The 21,451-nt window shown below is 46.0% G+C and carries 19 protein-coding genes; 5 read left to right on the forward strand and 14 right to left on the reverse strand.

What is annotated here, in order from left to right; all coding sequences use genetic code 11:
- Positions 1-518 precede the first annotated feature (518 nt).
- The 11 genes from ACXACN_RS06055 to ACXACN_RS06105 form a co-directional block, all read right to left on the reverse strand.
- Entirely contained in the window at positions 519-905 is a 387-nt protein-coding gene (locus tag ACXACN_RS06055) for an HIT family protein (RefSeq protein WP_474963084.1), read from the reverse strand.
- Between the two features lie 12 nt (positions 906-917).
- Positions 918-1,154, reverse strand: a complete 237-nt coding sequence (locus ACXACN_RS06060) for a hypothetical protein (RefSeq protein WP_474963085.1) — start codon at positions 1,152-1,154, stop codon at positions 918-920.
- A 147-nt stretch (positions 1,155-1,301) separates the two neighbouring features.
- Positions 1,302-2,603, reverse strand: coding sequence for a pyrimidine-nucleoside phosphorylase (locus tag ACXACN_RS06065; RefSeq protein ID WP_474963087.1), 1,302 nt, complete (start codon positions 2,601-2,603; stop codon positions 1,302-1,304).
- 62 nt (positions 2,604-2,665) lie between these two features.
- The gene (locus ACXACN_RS06070; protein ID WP_474963088.1) at positions 2,666-3,487 is read right to left on the reverse strand and encodes a purine-nucleoside phosphorylase; all 822 of its coding nucleotides are present in this window, start codon (positions 3,485-3,487) and stop codon (positions 2,666-2,668) included.
- A gap of 15 nt (positions 3,488-3,502) precedes the next feature.
- Complete coding sequence (gene deoB / locus ACXACN_RS06075) at positions 3,503-4,681, reverse strand: phosphopentomutase (protein ID WP_474963090.1); 1,179 nt, start codon at positions 4,679-4,681, stop codon at positions 3,503-3,505.
- 97 nt (positions 4,682-4,778) lie between these two features.
- Positions 4,779-5,666 (reverse strand): site-specific tyrosine recombinase XerD, encoded by an 888-nt coding sequence (gene xerD / locus ACXACN_RS06080; RefSeq protein ID WP_474963091.1) that lies wholly within the window; start codon positions 5,664-5,666, stop codon positions 4,779-4,781.
- Positions 5,667-5,673: 7 nt separating this feature from the next.
- Entirely contained in the window at positions 5,674-5,892 is a 219-nt protein-coding gene (locus tag ACXACN_RS06085; RefSeq protein WP_474963092.1) for a DUF4227 family protein, read from the reverse strand.
- Between the two features lie 291 nt (positions 5,893-6,183).
- Entirely contained in the window at positions 6,184-6,660 is a 477-nt protein-coding gene (gene fur, locus ACXACN_RS06090; protein ID WP_474963094.1) for a ferric iron uptake transcriptional regulator, read from the reverse strand.
- A 111-nt stretch (positions 6,661-6,771) separates the two neighbouring features.
- Positions 6,772-7,410, reverse strand: a complete 639-nt coding sequence (gene spoIIM, locus ACXACN_RS06095) for a stage II sporulation protein M (RefSeq protein ID WP_474963095.1) — start codon at positions 7,408-7,410, stop codon at positions 6,772-6,774.
- An 81-nt stretch (positions 7,411-7,491) separates the two neighbouring features.
- Complete coding sequence (locus tag ACXACN_RS06100) at positions 7,492-8,652, reverse strand: endonuclease Q family protein (protein WP_474963096.1); 1,161 nt, start codon at positions 8,650-8,652, stop codon at positions 7,492-7,494.
- A complete protein-coding gene (locus ACXACN_RS06105) occupies positions 8,649-9,194 on the reverse strand; it encodes an NUDIX hydrolase (protein ID WP_474963098.1) in 546 nt (181 codons plus the stop codon). The genes ACXACN_RS06100 and ACXACN_RS06105 overlap by 4 nt, the downstream gene beginning before the upstream one ends.
- A 778-nt stretch (positions 9,195-9,972) precedes the next feature.
- Here ACXACN_RS06105 and ACXACN_RS06110 point away from each other — a divergent pair.
- A complete protein-coding gene (locus ACXACN_RS06110; RefSeq protein ID WP_474963099.1) occupies positions 9,973-10,899 on the forward strand; it encodes an aldo/keto reductase in 927 nt (308 codons plus the stop codon).
- A 65-nt stretch (positions 10,900-10,964) separates the two neighbouring features.
- Here the strand turns inward: ACXACN_RS06110 and ACXACN_RS06115 are convergent, their stop codons facing one another.
- The gene (locus tag ACXACN_RS06115) at positions 10,965-12,020 is read right to left on the reverse strand and encodes a dipeptidase (RefSeq protein ID WP_474963101.1); all 1,056 of its coding nucleotides are present in this window, start codon (positions 12,018-12,020) and stop codon (positions 10,965-10,967) included.
- 761 nt (positions 12,021-12,781) lie between these two features.
- On the opposite strand from ACXACN_RS06115, the gene ACXACN_RS06120 reads away from it, so the two are divergent.
- The gene (locus tag ACXACN_RS06120; RefSeq protein ID WP_474963102.1) at positions 12,782-14,563 is read left to right on the forward strand and encodes a M3 family oligoendopeptidase; all 1,782 of its coding nucleotides are present in this window, start codon (positions 12,782-12,784) and stop codon (positions 14,561-14,563) included.
- A gap of 239 nt (positions 14,564-14,802) precedes the next feature.
- Here the strand turns inward: ACXACN_RS06120 and ACXACN_RS06125 are convergent, their stop codons facing one another.
- The gene (locus ACXACN_RS06125; protein ID WP_474963104.1) at positions 14,803-15,327 is read right to left on the reverse strand and encodes a DinB family protein; all 525 of its coding nucleotides are present in this window, start codon (positions 15,325-15,327) and stop codon (positions 14,803-14,805) included.
- Positions 15,328-15,936: 609 nt separating this feature from the next.
- Here ACXACN_RS06125 and ACXACN_RS06130 point away from each other — a divergent pair.
- From ACXACN_RS06130 to ACXACN_RS06140, 3 genes are all read left to right on the forward strand, one after another.
- A complete protein-coding gene (locus ACXACN_RS06130) occupies positions 15,937-17,079 on the forward strand; it encodes a glycosyltransferase family 4 protein (protein WP_474963105.1) in 1,143 nt (380 codons plus the stop codon).
- An 18-nt stretch (positions 17,080-17,097) separates the two neighbouring features.
- The gene (locus ACXACN_RS06135; RefSeq protein ID WP_474963107.1) at positions 17,098-18,447 is read left to right on the forward strand and encodes a UDP-glucose dehydrogenase family protein; all 1,350 of its coding nucleotides are present in this window, start codon (positions 17,098-17,100) and stop codon (positions 18,445-18,447) included.
- A gap of 310 nt (positions 18,448-18,757) precedes the next feature.
- Positions 18,758-20,206 carry a DHA2 family efflux MFS transporter permease subunit gene (locus tag ACXACN_RS06140; protein WP_474963109.1) on the forward strand — a complete coding sequence of 483 codons (1,449 nt, stop codon included), beginning with the start codon at positions 18,758-18,760 and terminating at the stop codon, positions 20,204-20,206.
- A 93-nt stretch (positions 20,207-20,299) separates the two neighbouring features.
- Here ACXACN_RS06140 and ACXACN_RS06145 read toward each other — a convergent pair whose 3' ends face one another.
- Positions 20,300-21,406: an NAD(P)/FAD-dependent oxidoreductase gene (locus tag ACXACN_RS06145; protein ID WP_474963111.1), complete on the reverse strand. Its 1,107-nt coding sequence runs from the start codon at positions 21,404-21,406 to the stop codon at positions 20,300-20,302.
- Positions 21,407-21,451 lie beyond the last annotated feature (45 nt).

Below are 21,451 nucleotides of genomic sequence, written 5' to 3' on the forward strand. Positions count from 1 at the left end.
TCAACAACAATGTAACTTCGGGGGTTCGTTGCTAAGTTGAGCATTTGGGGTGGTCGGGAAGCCACTCGCTTTCCTGCGGGGATGACGGCAAGCCATTCCCGCGGGAGTCTCGCAGCTTCCCGACCACCCAAACGAACCCACATACATGAATGGTGCGTCTTCTCAAATCACTGCCTCCTAGCTGAGGAGCGCTCTATAGCAAGCGTTAGAATACTAATGACTGCTTGTCTTAAAGTTGAATCCACCACCTTCTATAACGCAGGTAAGCTGCTTATTCTGGAAGTAGTTTCGAGATACCCCTTTGGTCAAGGGGCGGAGGGGAATGGCGAGACTCCTGCGGGAAAAAAGTGCAGGGTGAGACCCCACAGGACGCAGTCCGAGGAGGCTCACCGCGCTCCCGCGGAAAGCGAGCTATTCCCCGCAGCCCCGCACCCACTCAACAAGAGTCTCGAAACTGGTCTTCCACAAACGACTGCGTTATTGGAAAAACAAAAAACACAACCTGGGGAGGTTGTGTTTTAGATGTGGCGTTTGTTTTCTTCTTGTTTGAGCCAGTGACGGATGCCTTTTCCTGCGTGGGGTTCGTCTTGGAAACGGGGAATGATGTGCATGTGAGCGTGGAAAATATGCTGTCCGCCGGTTTTGTAGCAATTGTACCCGATGTTGTATCCGTCCGGTTGCAGGGTTTCGTCAAGCCAGTTTTTCACTTGTTGGATCATTTCCTGAGTATCCATCCACTCTTCTTTCGATAAGTCAAAAACGGTGGTTTTATGAGTTTTTGGAACGATCAAGCCTGATCCCTTTAAAATACGTTGGTCTTTCTGAACAAAGAAGCAGGAGTCATTTTCAAAAATGATTTTCTGATTCTCATCCATTTCAGGTGAGCACAGCACACATTGGTTCATGTCTTCCCCTCCCTATGTAATGGGTATAAAACTCTCAATACAAATAAAGGCCATCATCGTAGACACCAGGAGAATGAAAGCTCCACCCAATATGTGATCGTCTTTCAAACAACGGATGCCCATAAATAAAAACAAAAATGCTGAGATGAGGGCTACGACATCAAAGCTCAGGTTCAAAGAAAACGTCCAGTTCGACAAGACTAAGATAAGCCCGGCCGCTGCAACAAGCACCTCGAAAACCCGTAACATCCTTTACCCCCTTCTACGAAAATCATATCATGAACAGCCACTCATATGAATCATTACCCATCCTTTTCACCTCTAAAGTTCCAAGTCCAAATAAAAAAGCGGACCTGTCTACAAGACAGGTCCGCTTCTTTTCGTTGTTGCACTTGTTTATTTAATGATGTTGTGAATCAGTGTCGGTTTTTCGACTTTTTCATCAGAAATGGTGTACGCTTCTTTGACCTTCTGAATGGAGTCATCCGGTTGCTCGTCATCACTGATCAGTACGACTAGAGCTTCGCCTGCTTTGACAGGATCGCCGATTTTCTTCTTCAGGCTGATTCCGACTCCGTGATTGATTTCATCATCTTTCGTCGCACGGCCGGCACCAAGGTACATGGCAGCTATGCCGATGGATTCTGCATCAATTGCTGATACGAAACCATCTTGATCTGCAGTCACTTCAATTTCATGGGCCGCTTTTGGCAAGCGATCGAGATCATCAATCATGGATACATCTCCACCCTGGGATTCAATCAGTGTACGAAGGGATTGGAAAGCCTTCCCGTTTTCGATATTTGCTTCGATCGCTTCGTACGCTTCTTCATAAGTAGAGAATTTCTCAGCAAGAACCGCCATGTGGGAAGCGATTTCAAGGGAAAGCAAACGTAAATCTTCCACGTTTTTCCCTTGAAGAATTTCTGCTGCTTCTTTGATTTCATTCGCATTTCCGACTTCATAACCAAGCGGCTGGTTCATGTCACTGATGACTGCTACCGTATTCCGTCCCAGGTTATTTCCGATGTTAACCATCTCACGAGCGAGAGCTTCAGAATCTTCAAGCGTTTTCATAAATGCTCCAGATCCAGTTTTTACATCGAGGACGATACTGTCTGCTCCAGATGCAATTTTCTTACTCATAATCGAGCCGGCAATCAGAGGAAGTGAATTGACGGTCCCTGTTACGTCTCTTAGAGCGTATAGTTTCTTGTCTGCAGGGGCCAGGTTTCCTGTTTGACCCGCCACGGCAAGTTTATGTGTATTGACATTCTCGATGAATTTCTCTTTCGTCATCTCAATTTCCAGGCCTTTGACAGACTCTAGTTTATCAAGTGTTCCACCTGTATGGCCTAGACCACGTCCGGACATTTTAGCGACAGGGATGCCGACGGATGCGACCAATGGACCGACGATGAATGTTACTTTATCGCCTACACCACCCGTGGAGTGCTTATCGACTTTCTTTCCTTCAATCGCTGAGAGGTCGATCGTTTCTCCTGAATCTACCATCGCTTGAGTCAATGTGGCTGTTTCTTCAGCCGTCATGCCCTGAAAATAAATCGCCATCGTGAACGCAGACGCCTGATAATCAGGGATCTCACCTTTTGTATAGCCTTCAACGAAGAATTCAATTTCTTCCTTTGTCAATTCCCCGCCATCACGTTTCTTTACAATAATGTCGTACATTCTCATCTCGATCACCCTTTACTTAAAATTTAATTACGAAAGCGCCTAGAATAGACGCTTTCGATTTTTTATGCTGGCAATGTTTTTAGAAGCTCTTTTACGAACCCTAGGAAATCTTCACGCACTTGAGCAGTCGTTTCAATGACTTCATCATGAGTAAGCGGCTGATCCAGGATTCCTGCAGCCATGTTGGAAATACAAGAGATTCCAAGCACACGAATGCCTGCGTGGTTGGCCACCATCACTTCTGGAACCGTCGACATTCCGACGGCATCTCCGCCGAGTGTACGCAGCATACGTACTTCCGCTCCTGTCTCATAAGCAGGCCCTGTGTTTCCTACGTAGACACCTTCCTGCACTTGCAGGTTCAAACGCTCGGCCGATTGTTTCGCGTGATCGATCAAATGACGATCATACGCTTCTGACATATCAGGGAAACGCGCTCCAAGGTCGTCATCATTCGGTCCGATCAACGGGCTGTCACCCATGTTGTTGATATGATCGGTAATGATCATCAAGTTGCCTGGCTTGAACGTTTCATTGATGCCACCAGCAGCGTTGGTAACGAAAAGTGTTTCCACACCTAGGGCTTTCATAACTCGTACAGGGAAAGTCACCTGCTTCATATCATAGCCTTCATAATAGTGGAAACGCCCTTGCATCGCGATAACCTGGCGTCCTTCTAATTCACCAACGACCAGCTGGCCTTTATGGCCGGAGACCGTAGATTCAGGAAAGTGAGGAATTTCCGTATAAGGAATGGTCGTCGGATTTTGAATTTCCTCCGCAAGTACGCCTAGTCCAGATCCTAGAATCAACCCTACACTCGGTTCGTTAGTTAGTTTTCCTTGGATAAATTGAGATGCTTCTTTTACTTGTGTTTGGTTCATTTTGTTTCTCCTCCCTTATTGAATATCTTTCAAAAAGCTCTTGCCGTGTTCTGGCATCTTAATTGAGAAGTTTTCAGAAACGGTTGCACCGATGTCTGCAAACGTTTGACGCTGGTCGAGCTCCTGCCCCTCCTTAATGCCTTTATGGTAGACAATCAGTGGAACAAGCTCACGTGTGTGGTCTGTGCCATGATGAACAGGGTCATTGCCATGGTCTGCTGTGATGATCAACAAATCGTCCTCATCCATTTTTTCCAACACTTCCGGCAGACGTGCATCATATTCCTGTAACGCTTCGCCGTAGCCTTGAGGGTCACGACGGTGCCCGAATTTCGCATCAAAATCGACAAGGTTCAAGAAGCTCATGCCAGTGAAATCTTTATCCAGTGACTTCACCAGTTGATCCATCCCATCCATATTGTCCTTCGTACGGATGGCTTCTGTAACCCCTTCTCCATCATAAATATCGGAAATTTTTCCGATCGCGACAACATCCAGACCTTCATCGGCCATCTCGTTCATAACGGTGCGGCCAAATGGCTTCAATGCATAGTCATGGCGATTGGATGTGCGCTCAAATGCACCCGGTTCACCGATGAACGGGCGGGCGATGACACGGCCAACCATATATTTCTCATCTTTTGTAATTTCACGACAGAACTCACAAATTTCATAGAGCTCTTCCGGTGGGATAACATCTTCATGGGCAGCAATCTGCAAGACTGAATCGGCAGACGTGTAGATGATTAAATCTCCCGTTTCCATGTGATGTTCTCCTAGTTCCGTAAGAATCTCCGTCCCTGAGGCTGGTTTATTCCCGACGATGCCTCTGCCGGTCTTTTCTTTGATCTGATCCAGCAGCTCATCCGGAAATCCATCCGGGAATGTACGGAAAGGCTGATCGATATAGAGGCCCATGATTTCCCAGTGACCCGTCATCGTATCTTTACCGTTCGACGCTTCCACCATCGTTGTGTAATGTGCTTTCGGATTTTCTGCTTTTTCAATTCCTTGAATCTCGCGAATGTTGCTAAGTCCAAGCGATCCCATATGCGGCATATCCAAGCCGTTCATATGTTCTGCGATATGCCCGAGCGTGTCTGCCCCTTTGTCATCAAACTTTTCTGCATCAGGAGCTTCTCCTATTCCTACAGAGTCCATAACTACTAAAAATACACGTTTGAATGAATTCATCAAAAATCCCTCCTAATGTTTAATTTCCCAATATCGTGAAAAACTACCCCACATTTATGAGATGTAGGATGTCAGACAACTTAAAACGCAAAAGAGTTTATGCCCGCGGATGATACGAGCGATAAACGTCTTTTAACCTTGTCTTGGAGACATGGGTATAGATTTGTGTTGTCGAGATGTCTGCATGACCAAGCATTTCCTGAACAGCCCTAAGGTCGGCTCCGTTTTCAAGCAGGTGTGTCGCAAAGGAATGCCGCAACGTATGAGGGGTCAACTCTTTATTCACGCCCATCTCTCTAGCAACCGCTTTCAATATCTTCCAAAAACCTTGCCGTGATAAGGCATTCCCATGGTGGTTAACAAAGAGCTCCTCGGTCTGCTTTTGCTTCACGAGCGCATCGCGACCGACTTGCAAATAATTTTCAACCGCCTCTTTGGCCATGTCACCGAGAGGGATGATCCTCTCTTTCGATCCTTTTCCCAGGCAGCGGACAAAACCCATCGTCAAGTGCAGGTCCGTCACTTTCAGCGAGACAAGCTCCGTCACTCTCAAACCAGTGGCATAGAGCATTTCGAACATTGCTTTATTCCTTGCAGAAAGCGGATCTTTGGCATGGATGTTCAACAGCTTGTCCACATCGTCTGAAGAGAGCACTTTCGGGAGCTTCCGTTCTTTCTTCGGTGTCTCTATATGTAAGCTCGGATCCTGTTCGGTCACTTTCTCCCGGATCAGAAACTGGTGAAACAGACGAATGGATGACAACAATCGTGCGATGGTTGCTGAAGAACGCCCTTGGTCATTGAGGTGATGCAAGTATTTCATAATATGGGACCGGGTCATTTCCTCCCAGCTTTTTATGCCCAATTCCTGCTGTAAAAAACGATCGTACTGGGTGAGGTCCCGCTTGTAAGATTGAATCGTGTTAGGTGATAAACCGCGCTCTACGGTCAAATAGTGAAAAAAATCTTCCAGCGCATGCTGCATCGTCCCTCTACTCTCCTAACCGAAAAAATATCGACAGTCGATCCGTCCATGGTTGGTCCAGAGGATGATAGACTTTAATCGCTGTACCTCCCGGTGGATCGTATCGATGTTGACGCTCGTATTCTTCATGCACCATTCGTAAAGCCATATAGAAAACGCAAGTACAAACAGTGAATACAATCAGGACTTTGATCAAATCTCTGAAACTGCTCTTTAAACGGCTCATGACACTTCTCCCCTCTCTTCCGTACCCTTTTGTAAAGGATATGCCTAAAATCCTTACAAATATACGTAGGAAGATGAGAGAATCCTATGTTCTGACCGCTTATCGAGAGTCCATGTCCCGTCTAGGTTTAACCTACACGATTTTCACTCATTTGTAAATAAAAATGCAAGAGTCAGAGATTTTAGAAAACACACACGAAAGGCTTAACCTGTTTTCTGCCTGCCACTTAAGTATGGGATCACCGGCTGGGCAAAATAAAAGCCACTATGTCTCTTCATAGCGGCGGCCTTTTTATTCTTCATTTGATTTTGCTGACGATGTCGTTACGGCCTGTTTCTGGCAGACACGGCAAACGCCATGGAACGTCAAACGGTGATCTTTGACTTCAAATCCCCATTGGCCCTCGACAATCTTTTCTACATCCCCTAAGAGATCTTCATCGATTTCTTCCACAGATCCACACTCAATACATACGAGGTGATGGTGAAAGTGTTCGGCACCCTCTTTTCTCAAGTCATATCGGGAGACGCCATCTCCAAAGTTAATTTTATCGACGACTTTAAGTTCTGATAGTAATTCTAACGTTCGATAGACAGTTGCTAGTCCAATTTCTGGTGCTTTCTCTTTTACGAGGAGGTAAACATCTTCCGCACTTAAGTGGTCTTCTTCATTTTCCAATAGTACCCGGACCGTAGCTTCTCGTTGCGGGGTCAGCTTATAACTCTGGGAATGCAGCTGTTTTTTTATTTTATCTATACGATGTTCCATATCGTTCGTCCCTCCCTCGTAATACCAACTTCATTATAATCAGAGACAGAACGAGTGTCAAATTATAATTATTTTAATCTGTTAACGATAATCATTATTATCTAATACCACTTACTTGTAAATCCAATTCAATACAAGTTCCAAAAACGTGTTGCTGATAAAGACTTCGACGACCGAGGAAACCATCAGAATCGCAATGAGTGCACCAAACAATGCACTATATCGGACAAAGCCTTTCAAAATCGGCTGGTGAACCCTGCGAATGAAAAGCTGCTTACATAGGGTAAGAGAAAAAATCAATGCAAGGGAACCTGCGATCAGATAGACAGGAATAATTATGACATTTTGAGGGGCGATGGAAACGGAGGAAATCAACAACCCGTACCACCCCATTTGATTAACAAGAAAACCGACGGAAAACCCGATGACGAGTCCTTTAATGAAAAGTAAAACGGTAATGATCGGCATCCCAATGACAGAGATGCCTAACAAAAAAAGGAGAAGCATGTACTTTAGATGATAAAGAACACTATCTTTCCATAACGTTGCTTTTCCTGTTCCGCCGATCGTGGTCTGCTGTTCAAAAAATTGTTTCAGATAGAAAAAGAGATCCTGCTTCTGGACGAAGTTCATACTGTTTACGATGACGGCACCGAAAATCATTCCCATAATAAATAGAACAAAAATGAACACGAAAATATTCATATGTGTTTGAACGTCGTTTTTAACCATTCGCATACCCTGCTGCATTTTTCATCCACCTTTCTCTTCACCGGTCTATGACCAATCTATGAGATAGGTGGAAAAAGTAGACCAATTCCAACTCAGTTTCTACTGGACTCTTCCATAACGTCCGCCACCACCTGCCTGAATGGTGAGCGAACCTTTTCTAAGGGCCTGGATCTGCTCAGCCACTCGTTCAGGAATGACCGTAATCAATTCTTCATGAGAAACATCATGGATAACAGCCATTTCTGTCCCAAACGTCTCTATCAATTTTTCGTACGTACGTGGTCCGACCCCAGGGAGAGATGATAGAGGCACTTGATAGACATAGGGCGGTCTCTCGACTGTCTGAGGACTAGATGTCAACTCCTCAATACGGTCTTTCACGCCTTTGACGATTTTCTTGGACCCACACGAGTCACATTGGGAAGCGGACAACGGTACAGAGGACAGACATTTGGCACAAACGGTCTGGTGATATTTTCCCATGGCGGGACTCATTCCATAATTCTCAAGGACTTTTCTCCCCTGTTCGTTGTGCAATGCCCGTCTCAATTCTTCAAAATTCAATTCCTTCAAAGCGACACGCTGATACTCCCGGGCAAGCTTGCCTAAGGAGTGGGCGTCAGAATTGGTCACATAGGTATAAGGTTCCAGCTCCTTGATCGCATCTGCCATCGCCGTATCTGCACTCAGCCCCAGTTCTACGGCATCGATGCTGTCAGGATCAAGAACTTCCCTTAAGGTCTTTTTCACCCCTTTTCCATAAAGGCTTTTAAAAGGAGTGAAGATGTGAGCAGGAATGAAGATCCCGTCTTGTTCTTTCACATACTGTTGAAGTTCCCGGGCGGTTCCATAAAAACGCTGGGAACTTAAATTCACATTTTTCATCTTTTGAGAAAGCCACGTTGTGAACGTCCTCATTTTCTTCATCGTCGGAAAATAACAGAGCATATGGATGGGACCGGAACAGGCCGCATCATACACTTCAATTTCTGAACCTAGCAGGAGGACCGTATCTTGATAACGAATTCCCCCCTGCTTCAATTCTGTCGCTTTTCCACGATGGATCAAGTCCACCATCTCTTCTTGCACAGCAGGAGCTTGAGCATCGATGACGCCGACCATATCCAGACCCTTCCTATTTGCAGCTTCCTCGAGTATATTCGAGAGCGTCAACGATTTGGATCCGGTAATTTTGACAGGCTTCCCATTCCAATCTCTGCCGATGTGAATATGTAGATCGATGAAAAACTCACCCATCATCTCGCATGTCTCAATTTCATATAAAGGATCGCATAAGCTGTTTTCGCATCATGGATCCGCTCCTCTTTTTCAAGAGCCTCTGCTTCCTCCACCGTCAGTTCCATCTGTTCAACGAACTCGTCCTCATCGCCATCCGGCTGCTCTTCCATCCGTTTGATTTCATCGGTGAAGTAAAGGTGGACGATTTCGTCTGCAAACCCTGGAGAAGTGTAGAACGATGTAACGAATTCAAGGTCATCCGACGTGTATCCCGTCTCCTCTTCCAGTTCACGAAGGGCACATGTTTTCGGTTCTTCTCCTGGTTCAAGCTTGCCGGCAGGGATTTCGATGATGCTTTTCTCCATCGGTTTTCTGTACTGCTCCACACAAACCAATTTCCCTTCATCAGTGACGGCAATGACGGCTACAGCACCTGGGTGACGGATCAGTTCCCGTTTAGATGTATTCCCATCGGGTAAAGTAACACTGTCGATATCCAATTGAACAATTTTCCCTTTATAAATCGTTTCGGTTTCATAGGTTTTTTCTTCGAATTTTTTCACAAACATTCATCCTCTCTTGTTACTATCGTCATTTTATCACAGGAGTGGCATGGAACCGGAACAATCCGCTACACTTAAGATGAAGGTTCCGTTAAAAACTATTATTAATTTACTTGTTAAACAAACTGGTAGGATTGTGGAAGACTTGATTTCGAGACTTTTGTTGAGTGGATGGGGGCTGCGGGGAATGACTCGCTTTCCGCGGGAGCGCGGTGAGCCTCCTCGGACTTCGTCCTGTGGGGTCTCACCCTGCACTTTTTTTCCCGCAGGAGTCTCGCCATTCCCCTCCGCCCCTTTACTATGAAAGTGTCTCGAAACCACTTCCAGAATTAGGCGCTTCCTATATGTAATGGGATCTATAACACATATCTCCATCGTATGAATAGTGCTCATAACCCCTTGTTATAGAGCGTTTTCTTACTATAGGTAGTGATGGTGAAAGATGCTCCTTCCTGGTATAGGGGTTCGTTTCTCACATGATCGAATGGGGTGGTTGGGAAGCTGCGAGACTCCCGTGGGAGAAAGGAGATCGGCGAGATCCCGCAGGGCGGTTAGCCCGAGGAAGCTCGCCACTCCCCCACAGGAAAGCGAGTTGATTCCCAACCACCCCTGACGCCCAACACGGCAAACGAACCCCGGTTATCTCAAAACTGAGTCTTCCACAATCGGGAGCGTTTGTTTAATAAGCCAATAGTACCTTCACATTATTGGAAGTTCTTTTTTTCGATAGTATTTACATTTTAACTTTTTATAAGAGCCAAGATGAAAGGATGATTACATGAACAAACGTCAATTAGGATCTTCAGATTTATACGTGTCAGAAATCAGTCTTGGGTGCATGTCGCTCGGGACCGATCATAACAAAGCCAAGGACATCATCGACCGGGCGATCGATGCTGGCATCAATTACTTAGATACGGCCGACTTATACGATTTCGGAGAGAACGAAAAAATCGTAGGAGAAGCGGTCAAAGGTAAAAGAGACGACCTATTGATCGGTACGAAGGTCGGCAACAATTTCAATCCTGATGAGAAAGACTGGCACTGGGATCCATCCAAAAAGCACATCAAAGAAGGTGTAAAGGACAGCCTGAAACGACTCGGAATCGATTATATCGACCTTTACCAGCTGCACGGCGGTACCATCGATGATCCGATCGAAGAAAGCATCGAAGCTTTTGAGGATCTCAAACAAGAGGGATTGATCCGCGAATACGGCATATCTTCCATTCGGCCGAATGTTATCAAAGAATATGTCGAAAAATCCAACATCGTAAGTGTCATGATGCAGTACAATGCCCTCGATCGGAGGCCTGAAGAAGAAATCCTCAACCTGCTCGCTGACAACGAGATCAGCGTCTTAGCGAGAGGTCCATTAGCAAAAGGTATGTTATCTTCCAAAGGACAAGAGAAAGCTCAGGACAAAGCAGCCAATGGATTTTTAGAGTACAGCCAAGAAGAAGTGATAGAAATCGCTGAGAAATGGCAGGGGTACACAACGGACGAACGGACGGCGGAAACACTTGCGCTTCAATACGTTCTCCAAAACCCTACGGTAGCGACCGCTGTTTTCGGAGCAAGCTCCGTCGAACAGCTGAACGACAACCTCCGTTACCTAGAGGCACCTCGATTGACCGGCCAAGTGTACAGTGAGCTGCAGGCATTGACAAAAGCCATCACTTACCAGAAACACCGAACCAAATAAGATTCTATAAAATAGAAAAAAGAGGATGGCCTTTCACGGGCCATCCTCTTTTTTTAGAGCGCTTCTCATGTATCGTCCTTCCATGTCTCTCTAAGGACACGAAGCCAATTTTTATAGGCGATCTTTTCAATATCCCCCCTGCTCAAGCCTTCTCTTTTCAATAGATCAAACAATTTCGGTACACCTGTTACATCTTTCAAAGCGGTTGGTACCCGCGTTCCATCAAAATCTGAACCTAAAGCGACATGGTCGACCCCGATGCGATTGATGATGTATTGGATATGCTTCGTAATGTCTGATAAAGCCGCCCCTTCATTATTCTCACCGTCCTCCGTCACCATATTGGGATTAATGCTGTATGTGACCCCAATCAACCCGTGCGATTTCCCGATCGCATCGATCTGCTTGTCTGTCAGATTCCTTGTTACCGGGCAAATCTGGTGGGCGTTGGAATGAGTCGCTACAAGCGGAGCGTCACTAATGGAGGCGACGTCCCAAAACCCTTTTTCATTCAAATGAGAAAGGTCAATCATGATTCCTAGACGATTGCACTCACGCACAAGTTTTTTACCATTTTCTGTAAGACCTGGTCCCGTATCCGGAGAAGAAGGAAACCGATACGGCACGCCCTCCCCGAAGGCGTTTGCTCTGCTCCACACAGGACCTACAGAACGTAACCCTGCTTCATATAAAACAGGCAGGGCATGCAAATCCTCATCGATGCCTTCAGCTCCTTCGATATGTAAAATTCCTGCCATGTAATCTCCATGGATGGCGCGTTCTAAATCTTCAACCGTACGTGCCATTTTGAATTTCCCGTTCGATTCTTCTTCCATTTTCAAGAACCGTGCGACCATCTTATTGGTGTACGTACAAGCGTAACCATAGGCTAACGGGCGTGGAAGGGGCTTTTCGTAACCTTTTGCTGTTTTGTAGGCAACAGGTGTTGGATCGGTGGCCGGGTTCGGGCAGAAGACGGCATAGAATCCTCCTGCCAGTCCAGAACGGGTTCCTCTCGGCCAATCGATATGACCAGCTTTCGTTCCTGTAAAAAACGGTTCCACTCCATCTTCAAAGTTCATCAACGTGTCATTATGTCCATCTATAAAAGGTACTTTCATCTACTCTTCCTCCTTAAGTATCATTCTCTAATCTTGAATACTTCGTTTCGATTTTTTGTGTGGGTTAGGGGGCTCCGGGAAACAGTTCGCTTTCCATGGGGCGGGCGGTGAGCCTCCTCAGGCTACGCCTTCCGGGGTCTCACCTGTCCCACACGTCCCATAGGAGTCTCACCGTTTCCCTCCGCCCCTCGACCATAAGAGGATTTCGAAACTATTCCCTGGATAAGCTGCTTTATCTATGAGGTTCTGAATGCGAGAAGTGGAGAAGTTGGTATTCTCCACTTCTCGCATTCATACAGGCTGGTTTCTTGCAGATGTGGTTTCGAGAAACTTATTAGCCAAAGGGCGGAGGGGAATGGGGAGACTCCTATCCTAAGTGTGGAGGCGCCTCGATCAGCGGCGTATGGACTGGACTGAGCTGGCGGAGATAAAGGAAACACGAAGAACGTAGTGATTCGATGTTGACTTATCGTACAGAAGCGAGGGAAGTCTCACTAGCCGCTTGGCGCCGGAACCGGATATCTAAGAGGAAGAGAGTGCTTAGTGAGACCCCACAGGACGACGTCCGAGGAGGCTCACCGCGCTCCCGCGGAAAGCGAGTCATTCCCCGTAGCCCCATCCCTCAACAAACATCTCGAAATTTATTCTTCCACAAACCTTCCTATGCGGCGAGAATAGGAGTAAGAGTCCGCCTCTAGGATGATGAAGAATTTTCCAAAGTCTATTACACTCATATTATCAAAACCTTAGGAGGAATCATATTGAAGAAAACGAAAACAAAACATTGGAATTTGGACCGACTCTGTTCAAACGATCTTGAAGAAGAACTGCGATTAAAAAAAGAACAAATCGAATCACTCCAAGATCAGGTCAACACCGCGAAACCTCCTGAAAACCTGAAAAATTTCCTAGCGGTCGTAGAAGAAGTTCAGCAGCTCTACTCTGATGTTTTCGCCATCGATGAATACGCCATCTGCCTATCCTCACAGGATGTCCAGGATGATCAGGGCCGCTACTATATGGATCAGAGTCAAAGGTTAAAGACGAAAATGGAAACTCTCTTGATGGCATTCAGCCATTATGTCGCAGAGATCGACGACCAAACGTGGCACATATGGATTCAATCCGAAGAGCTGAATGGAATCCGTGCCTCTTTAACAGAGCGTAGAAAACAAATCAAAGACCGGTTAGCGCCTAAATTGGAACAAGCCATCCAAACATTGTCCATGAACGGATTTGAAGGATGGGAAGACCTTTATGAACAGGAATTCGCCCGACTTCGTGTACCTGTGGAGGAAGATGGGGAGCTAAAAGAATGGTCGTTCAATATGGCTTTCATGAAGGCATTGTTATCTGAGGATCGTACTGTCCGCGCTTCTATTGCAACTTCAATCATTGAGGTTTGCAAACAGAACCAGGACCGGTTTGCCACGATTTTCAATCATTTCTCCGGTTTCAGGAATGATTTATATGAACTTAGAGGATGGTCGAATCCGCTAAAAGAAATGTATGAACAAAATAGAATCTCTGAATCCTCGGTCAATAGCATGATGAAAGCATTACACGAACATAAAAACCTTTTGCATCGATTCTTGAAAAGAAAAGCCCAGCTGGATAACATCTCAAAACCGGACTGGTATGATTTATATGCACCTTCCTTCACGAGTAAGACAACACTTACATACGAAGAGGCCACGGACATTATCATCCAACAGTTCTCCCACTATAGTCAAAAGCTCGGAGACTTTGCCAAACAGGCCTTTCATGATGGATGGGTAGATTCGGAACCTCATGAAAACAAGCGTCAAGGCGCTTTTTGTGCATCCTTTCCGAACGCAAAAGAAAGTCGGATCCTCCTCTCCTTCCAAGGAACGTATCAGGATGTCGTGACCATGGCTCACGAACTTGGACATGCCTATCACAATACGTTGCTTCATGAACAACCTGGTTTCGCTCAGCATGCAGGGACAGGGCTTGCAGAAACGGCCTCTACGTTTGCTGAGAATCTGGTGTTGGACGCGGCCATTGATCTGGCAGAAACAGAAGAAGATGCCTTATCCCTGCTGGAGATGAAAATCATCAACGGCCTCAAATACACCACGTTTATTCCAGCAAAATTCGAATTTGAAAAAGGTTTTTATGAGAATCGGAAACAAGGAAAGCTCACCTCATCAGAGATCGTCGATTTAATGGAAACAAAAGAACGTGACTGGTTCGGAGACCATCTGGAGCATGTGAATGCTTATCATTGGATGAGCATCCCTCATTTTTATGATACCAAAAAAGCTTTTTACAACCTTCCCTACACGATTGGCTATCTATTCAGTAACGGGATTTACTCTCAATACAAAGAAAATCCGACATCATTTCCTGAAACGTACGATAGACTATTAAGTCACTCGGGAGATCTTCCGATGGATGAGCTTTGTGCAGATTTTCTTGGTCAGGACCTTAACGAGCAGACGTTCTGGAATGCTTCTTTCCGTCCCTTAACGGAGGCTGTTGAAGAATACATCACGAAAACAGAAAGCTACGTATCATAAGAATGATGTTCCACTACTCTGATACTGATAAAATGATAAAAGTCACTGATAAAAGTGCAAAAGCCACCGATAAACGTCCGAAAGTCGCCGATAAAATACTGAAACCTACCGATAAAAGCTTAAAACCAACGGATAGGATATCCACGCTCATTACTCAAAACGAAAAAGAAGCGAACTGGGTGAAAGTGTCCCCGGTTCGCTTCTTCATTTATTATGTTAATCATCTCACTGTATCATTTTCATAGTGTTATCTTGTGTTTCTTCGAACGAATCATGGCACGGATCTGCCCACGGTGGCTGATTTCATCTTCCATGACGTGAAACCAGAGGTAATAAGGATTGTATTTCACTCCATTCGGCCACGAGCGTTCCTCGAAGAGCCAGTCATCGTCCTTTTCTTTCAAGAGTTCGAGTGTAGCATCTCTCGTCGTTTCAAGGAGATCCAAATAGTCGTCCACCGTAAATGAACGGAATTTTTCACGGGCGTTGGAACCTAATTCAAGAGCCGCTCCCCACTCTTCCTTTTCTTCTGTACTCAAATCCCTACCTTCAAAACTGATGACCTGATGGACGAATTCAATCGCCGCCATATGGGAGAGAAGCATACCAATGGAGTTTCCACCAGTTTCGCACTCATCAAGTTCTGCCTGCGTGAGGTCCGCTACTTCTTGGATCGTCACCGCACGTGCGTGTTCAAGCATGCATACGAGTTCGCCGATCTTCTCAGAAAAACCTTTTTCTGATTGAACTTGATAAGAAATCATGAAAACTTCCTCCTATTCTTTTTTACAATTTCTCAGGTTTTGAGCCCGGATTCTTTGTTTTGTTACAGGCTCTTTAAACATATTCGACACGTTCATGCCTTTACCTTCTTTAAAACGGCGACACCCTCGAATTTTGTAGATATTTTTGTTGTTTAAACATGCAAAAATGACGGTATATGCTAAGTATGAACAAAGCGGTGATGTCTGTTCGTCAAAAATATGCAACCCCCATTAAAGGCTGAGGAGGATACAAAAGATGAACATTAAAGTGGGCATATGGAACAAGTTGACAAACCAAGACAAGATGACCCTATTAAAAGCCGTGAGCCAACACTCTCTTACAAAAAAATCAGCGTAATTATACACAGCCTTCCACGAAAATCTCTTCTTACTATCGCCATACTTTCAATCCCAACCTGAAAGCGGCCCCTATAATCTTCTGACAAAACCTGCATAGGCAGGTTTTTTTGTCGTTCTCTCCCTTTTGTGAATCTCTTGTAAAGATCTGTTCCATTCTTCCCTCTCCTGCATAAACCTTTTTTCCACCGAATAGATAAGTACCGAAGGACAAGGATGCAACCATCTTCGGTAATAAAGGGGGAAGAGAACATGAAAGTGGCTATTTTCACAGATACGTATGTACCACAAGTCAACGGAGTCGCTCGTACATTAAAACGGTGGACTGGATACCTTGATAGAAAACGCATCCCATACAGGGTGTATGCTCCTGATGTGAAAAATAATGAAGAGTACATGGATGCTATCCATAGATGTAGCAGTATTCCCTTTTGGTTATATCCAGAATGTCGTTTGGCCCTTCCGAATGTGGTCAAAATCAAGAAAGACCTTGATGTTTTCCAGCCCGATTTGATCCACATTGCCACTCCCTTTAATCTCGGACTTCTGGGTCTACATTTTGGAAAGAAGATGGGGATTCCGCTCGTGGGTTCTTATCATACGCACTTCGACCAATATTTAGACTATTATAAATTATCTTTCCTCTCCCCCTTTGTCTGGAAATACATGCATTGGTTTCATCAGCCCTTCAAGAAAACGCTTGTCCCTTCCCTTCATACGAAAAGAGAACTGGAGGTGCACGGTCTCCGAAACCTTGGACTCTGGCAAAGAGGGGTGGACCATCAACTCTTTTCCCCCGTTCATAAGGATGACAGGGTGAGAAATCATTTTAAGATCGACGCCCCTATTCTATTAAGCTATGTCGGACGACTGGCACCAGAAAAGGGACTCGACACCCTGCTCCATGTGGCCCAAAGCCTTCCCCATGACGTGAATAAAAACATCCACTGGCTCATCGTAGGCGATGGTCCCTTAAGGAATCACCTACAATCCGTTGCCCCCCAGAACATGACGTTCGCAGGTTTCCAGGACGGAGAAATGCTCGCTCGCATCTATGCATCGTCAACGTTATTCGTCTTTCCTTCTGCCACTGAAACGTTCGGTAACGTCGTTCTCGAGTCCTTATCCTCAGGAACACCCGTCGTTGCTGCAAACGCAGGCGGTGTAACAGAAATCGTGACCCATGGAAAGACGGGTGTGTTGTGTAAACCGCATGCCCCCCTCTCTTTCACGCAAGGAATCATAGATCTACTCTCTCAACCAGAACAACTGGAATTAATGAGGAAACAAGCGCGGCAAGAGGCACTCAAGAGATCCTGGGATGAAATTTTTGAAGGACTGCTCAACGATTACAAAGATGCGATCGGCGGAGTAACTCTCGCCTCTTTCGCTTAGGGACAGGAGAAGATGAACATGAGAAAAATTGCAGTCATCGGTACAGGATACGTCGGATTGGTCACGGGGACCTGCCTTGCGAGCCTTGGTCATGACGTCACTTGTGTCGATATCAATGAAGAGAGAATATCCGCCCTTCAAGAGGGGCAGTGCCCGCTTCATGAGCCAGGTCTTGCCCCGTTGATGCAGTCCAGTCTGCTTGAGAAACGATTGCATTTTACCACAAGCCTGAAAGAGGCCGTGCCCCATGCAGAAGCCATTTTCATTGCAGTCGGAACACCAGAGAACAAAGATGGATCAGCCAACCTTACTTATCTACAAGATGCTGTCAATCACCTATCCCTCTATATGAATGACGGGACGCTCGTGATCATCAAAAGCACGGTCCCCCCTGGAACCAATCATAAGGTCCATGCATGGATCCGATCCCGTTCTGAAAAGACGTTCCATGTGGTGTCCAATCCAGAGTTTCTTCGAGAAGGCTCTGCTCTTCATGATTTCTATTATGGAGATCGCATTGTCATTGGATCGACAGACCGAAAAGCAGGACAGTTCCTTGAAGACATCTACAGCAAGATCAAAACTCCACGATTGCAGACAGATCCACTGAGTGCTGAAATGATCAAATATGCTTCCAATGCGTTTTTGGCGACGAAGATCAGTTTCATCAATGAAATCTCTTCGGTTTGTGAGAAGCTCGGAGCAGATATCGATCAAGTAGCCGAAGGAATGGGGATGGACCGACGCATCGGGGAACAATTTCTGCGAGCTGGCATCGGGTTTGGAGGATCATGTTTTCCAAAAGATACGAAAGCTTTGGTCCAGGTCGCGAAGGAAAGCGGCCATCCATTCAACCTTCTATCAACGGTCATAGATGTGAATGAAAGGCAGAAAAATCTGTTGATCGATAAAGCTCTCAAACGTTATGGGAGCTTGAAAGGCAAGCGCGTGGCTGTCCTCGGAGTCGCTTTTAAACCGAATACCGATGATATCCGTGAATCTCCGGCTGTGTCGCTAGTTGAACGCCTCCAAGAGCTCGAAGCTTTACCGCTCGCTTACGACCCTGTCGTTAAAAGCCTCCCTTCCTGTCCTGTCAGCCATTCCATTGATGAGGTCTTATCGGGTACAGACATGGCTATGATCTGCACGGAGTGGTCTTCCATCAGTGACTTACCTTTACACGTTTATCAAAATACAATGAAGGAAGCTGTCATCTTTGATGGGCGTAATTGTTATGCACGGGAGGACTTAGAAGGACATAGGATCGAATACCATTCGGTTGGACGAAAAACTTATGAAGGACTCCGTCCACATATGCGGACATTCTCTTACAATCTCGAATCTATTTTAAACAATAATCAGGGATGAATCATTCTCCACGAATACGAAGAAATGGGTGCGGTGAGTCATGCAGGATCGATCAAGCCAACAACATAGGAAAAAAGACCATCCAGGGTAGGCATCCTCTCCTGGATGGTCTTTTTTCCATAATGCTCTTCAAGATCGTAAGTCACTTCCTCCAAAAAGCGTTACCCTCGTTGCTTTTGAGGAAATCTAGTATAATTACTATTATTAAGTTTACATAATAATAAACTAGTAAACTGAGTGATAAGAGTTGTCCTCCGATCCTGGCGAGGCGTATAATGTGTAGTTAGTTGATTCATAGGAGGACGACATTATGACATCCAAAGGCACCAACAAAGTGCTGATGGCAGCCCTTTTACTGGCTGGTTCCTTTATTACGATACTAAACCAGACGCTTATGATCACAGCTATCCCACCGATTATGGATGAAATGAATGTGACAGCGAACTCAGCTCAATGGCTAACCACCGTTTTCATGCTCGTGAACGGCGTGATGATTCCTGTCAGTGCTTTCCTGATCGAACGATTCACAACACGGCAGCTGTTCATCTCTGCCATGAGTATCTTCGCGTTCGGTACGGTCCTTGGCGGATTGGCTCTAAACTTCCCCCTCCTCCTGTTAGGCAGGGTCGTCCAGTCTGCTGGAGCGGGTGTGATGCTTCCTTTGATGCAGACCGTCTTTCTCATGATTTTTCCCGTTAGTAAACGCGGGGCGGCCATGGGGTACATCGGACTCGTCATTTCGTTTGCACCTGCGATCGGACCCGCGCTCAGCGGCTACATTACATCTGCCTATTCGTGGAGATATTTATTCTGGATGATCTTACCATTGGCGATCTTGATCATTGTACTCGCGTATTTCATTTTAAAAAATGTAACGGAATTATCCTATCCGAAGGTCGATCCGATCTCCATCATCCTTTCTTCCATAGGGTTCGGAGGCCTATTATATGGGTTTACTCTGGCTGGTAACCAGGGATGGACAAGCATCGACACCGTTACCGTACTGATCATCGGTGCTGTGACATTGACCTTATTTATCTTGAGACAATTGCGTATGCACCACCCGATGCTCGAATTTCGTGTCTTCAAGTACCCCGTCTTTGCGATTACAACGGTCATTGCTATGATCACCTTCTTAGGTTTGATCGGCGCAGAAACCTTAATTCCTTTATACATGCAGGACATGCGTGAGTTTTCGGCATTTGAATCCGGTCTAGCTCTGCTCCCAGGAGCAGTCATCACCGCATTCATGTCACCGATCACCGGCCGGATTTTCGATAAAATCGGAGCCCGACTGCTTGCCGTTGTTGGTCTTACGATCATCACCGGGGCTTCTCTCGCCTTCTCATTCTTGAATATCGAAACGACATTCACCACGATTACCGTCTTATACGCGATCCGGATGTTCGGTTTATCGATGGTGATGATGCCTGTAACGACGGCTGGCCTGAATCAATTGCCAAAGAAACTGATTCCACACGGGGCCGCCATGAGCAACACGATGCGAATGGTAGCCGCATCAGTAGGAACAGCGATTCTTGTCACGGTTATGACGACAACCGCTCAATCCGCACAAAGCAACCCGACGATCGATCATCCTTCGATTTATGGCGTGAATATCGCGTTCTTTATCGTCACGGCTCTATCGCTTGCCGGATTGGTACTCGCCTTCTTCGTCAGACGGACCTATCCTCCTGATGAAGAAAAAGCAACGGAGCCAGAGGCAGCGAGTAACTATAAAGAGGCAGAAAACTACTAGTCATCCATGGTACTAAACCTTTCCTCCATCCCTTGAGGAAAGCTAATGAAAGAAAAAGGTTCCCTCATTCTATGAGGGAACCTTTTTCTTTGTTTATTCAAATAAATGATCCGCTTTATAGTTGGCAAAATCCAGCTCGGTATGTTCTTCTAACAAGTATTTCGAAAGCTCTGCACCAATATAAGGACCGCTCGTCAAACCAGAAGCTCCTAAACCATTAGCCACCACGACGTTTTCATGCCCGGGTACTTTTCCTATAACGGGCGTCGATCCTGGAGTGAACGGACGGAACCCGACGTTCGTTTTGACATAAGTGGCATCTGCAAGTCCTGGGGCTACACGCAGCGCTTTATCCATCAGCTGATGCACAGAACCTGCTGTGACCCTGGAGTCAGTGGCTTTTTCTTTGGTCGCTCCAATGACGATTCGTCCCTTACCGAACGTGAGAATATAATGGTTGAACGGGGGAAGCATCACGGGCCAATGCTCCGTGTCATAGTCTGGCATATCTACATGAACGATTTGCGCTTTTTCAAAGGTGACTTTCGGTTTCATCCCGACCGGCTCGAACAACGGCTTCGACCAGGCACCGTTCGCAACCACAATCCGGTCTGAAAAAACCTTTTCCCCATTCACACTAACGCCTTGGATCCGTTTATTTTCATGAACAAATGAAGCTTCTCCACGGATCAGTGTCGCTCCGTTTCTCTTCGCCGCCCTTAATAAGGAAGCCGTCACTTCCGCACCGTTCACTCGAGCTCCACCTGAGATGTGAAGCGCTTGGTAGTGTTCCGCTACAGGCGGGAACATCGCTTTCGTTTCTTCTTTAGAAAGGCAGGAGATCTCCCCCATTTCCGGCGCCTGCTCTTTCCTATCAAGAGCAACCTTCCGTTTCTTTTCCAATTTTTCTTCGGTATCGAATATATTGATGGCCCCTACCTGATTATAGCCCGTCTGTGTTTCCCCGGCTTCTGCAAGCTCTTCCATCAATTGAGGGTAATACTTCGCTCCACCGGTGACGAGAGGGTACCACACTTTATTGCTTCGGTTCGTAAGCCATGGGCATACAATACCCGCCGCATTCCGCGTCGCCTGTTGGGGGTCATTCCGGTCAATGACGACGACTTCTTCCCCTTTTTTAGCAAGGTGGTAGGCGGTTGACGCCCCTAAAATCCCTGCACCGATTATGATTGTTTTCATCCTTACACCTTCCATCCCTGTCCGATCGTCTGTTGCTATTGTACA

The organism is Halobacillus sp. AWM4_238 (assembly GCF_056158265.1).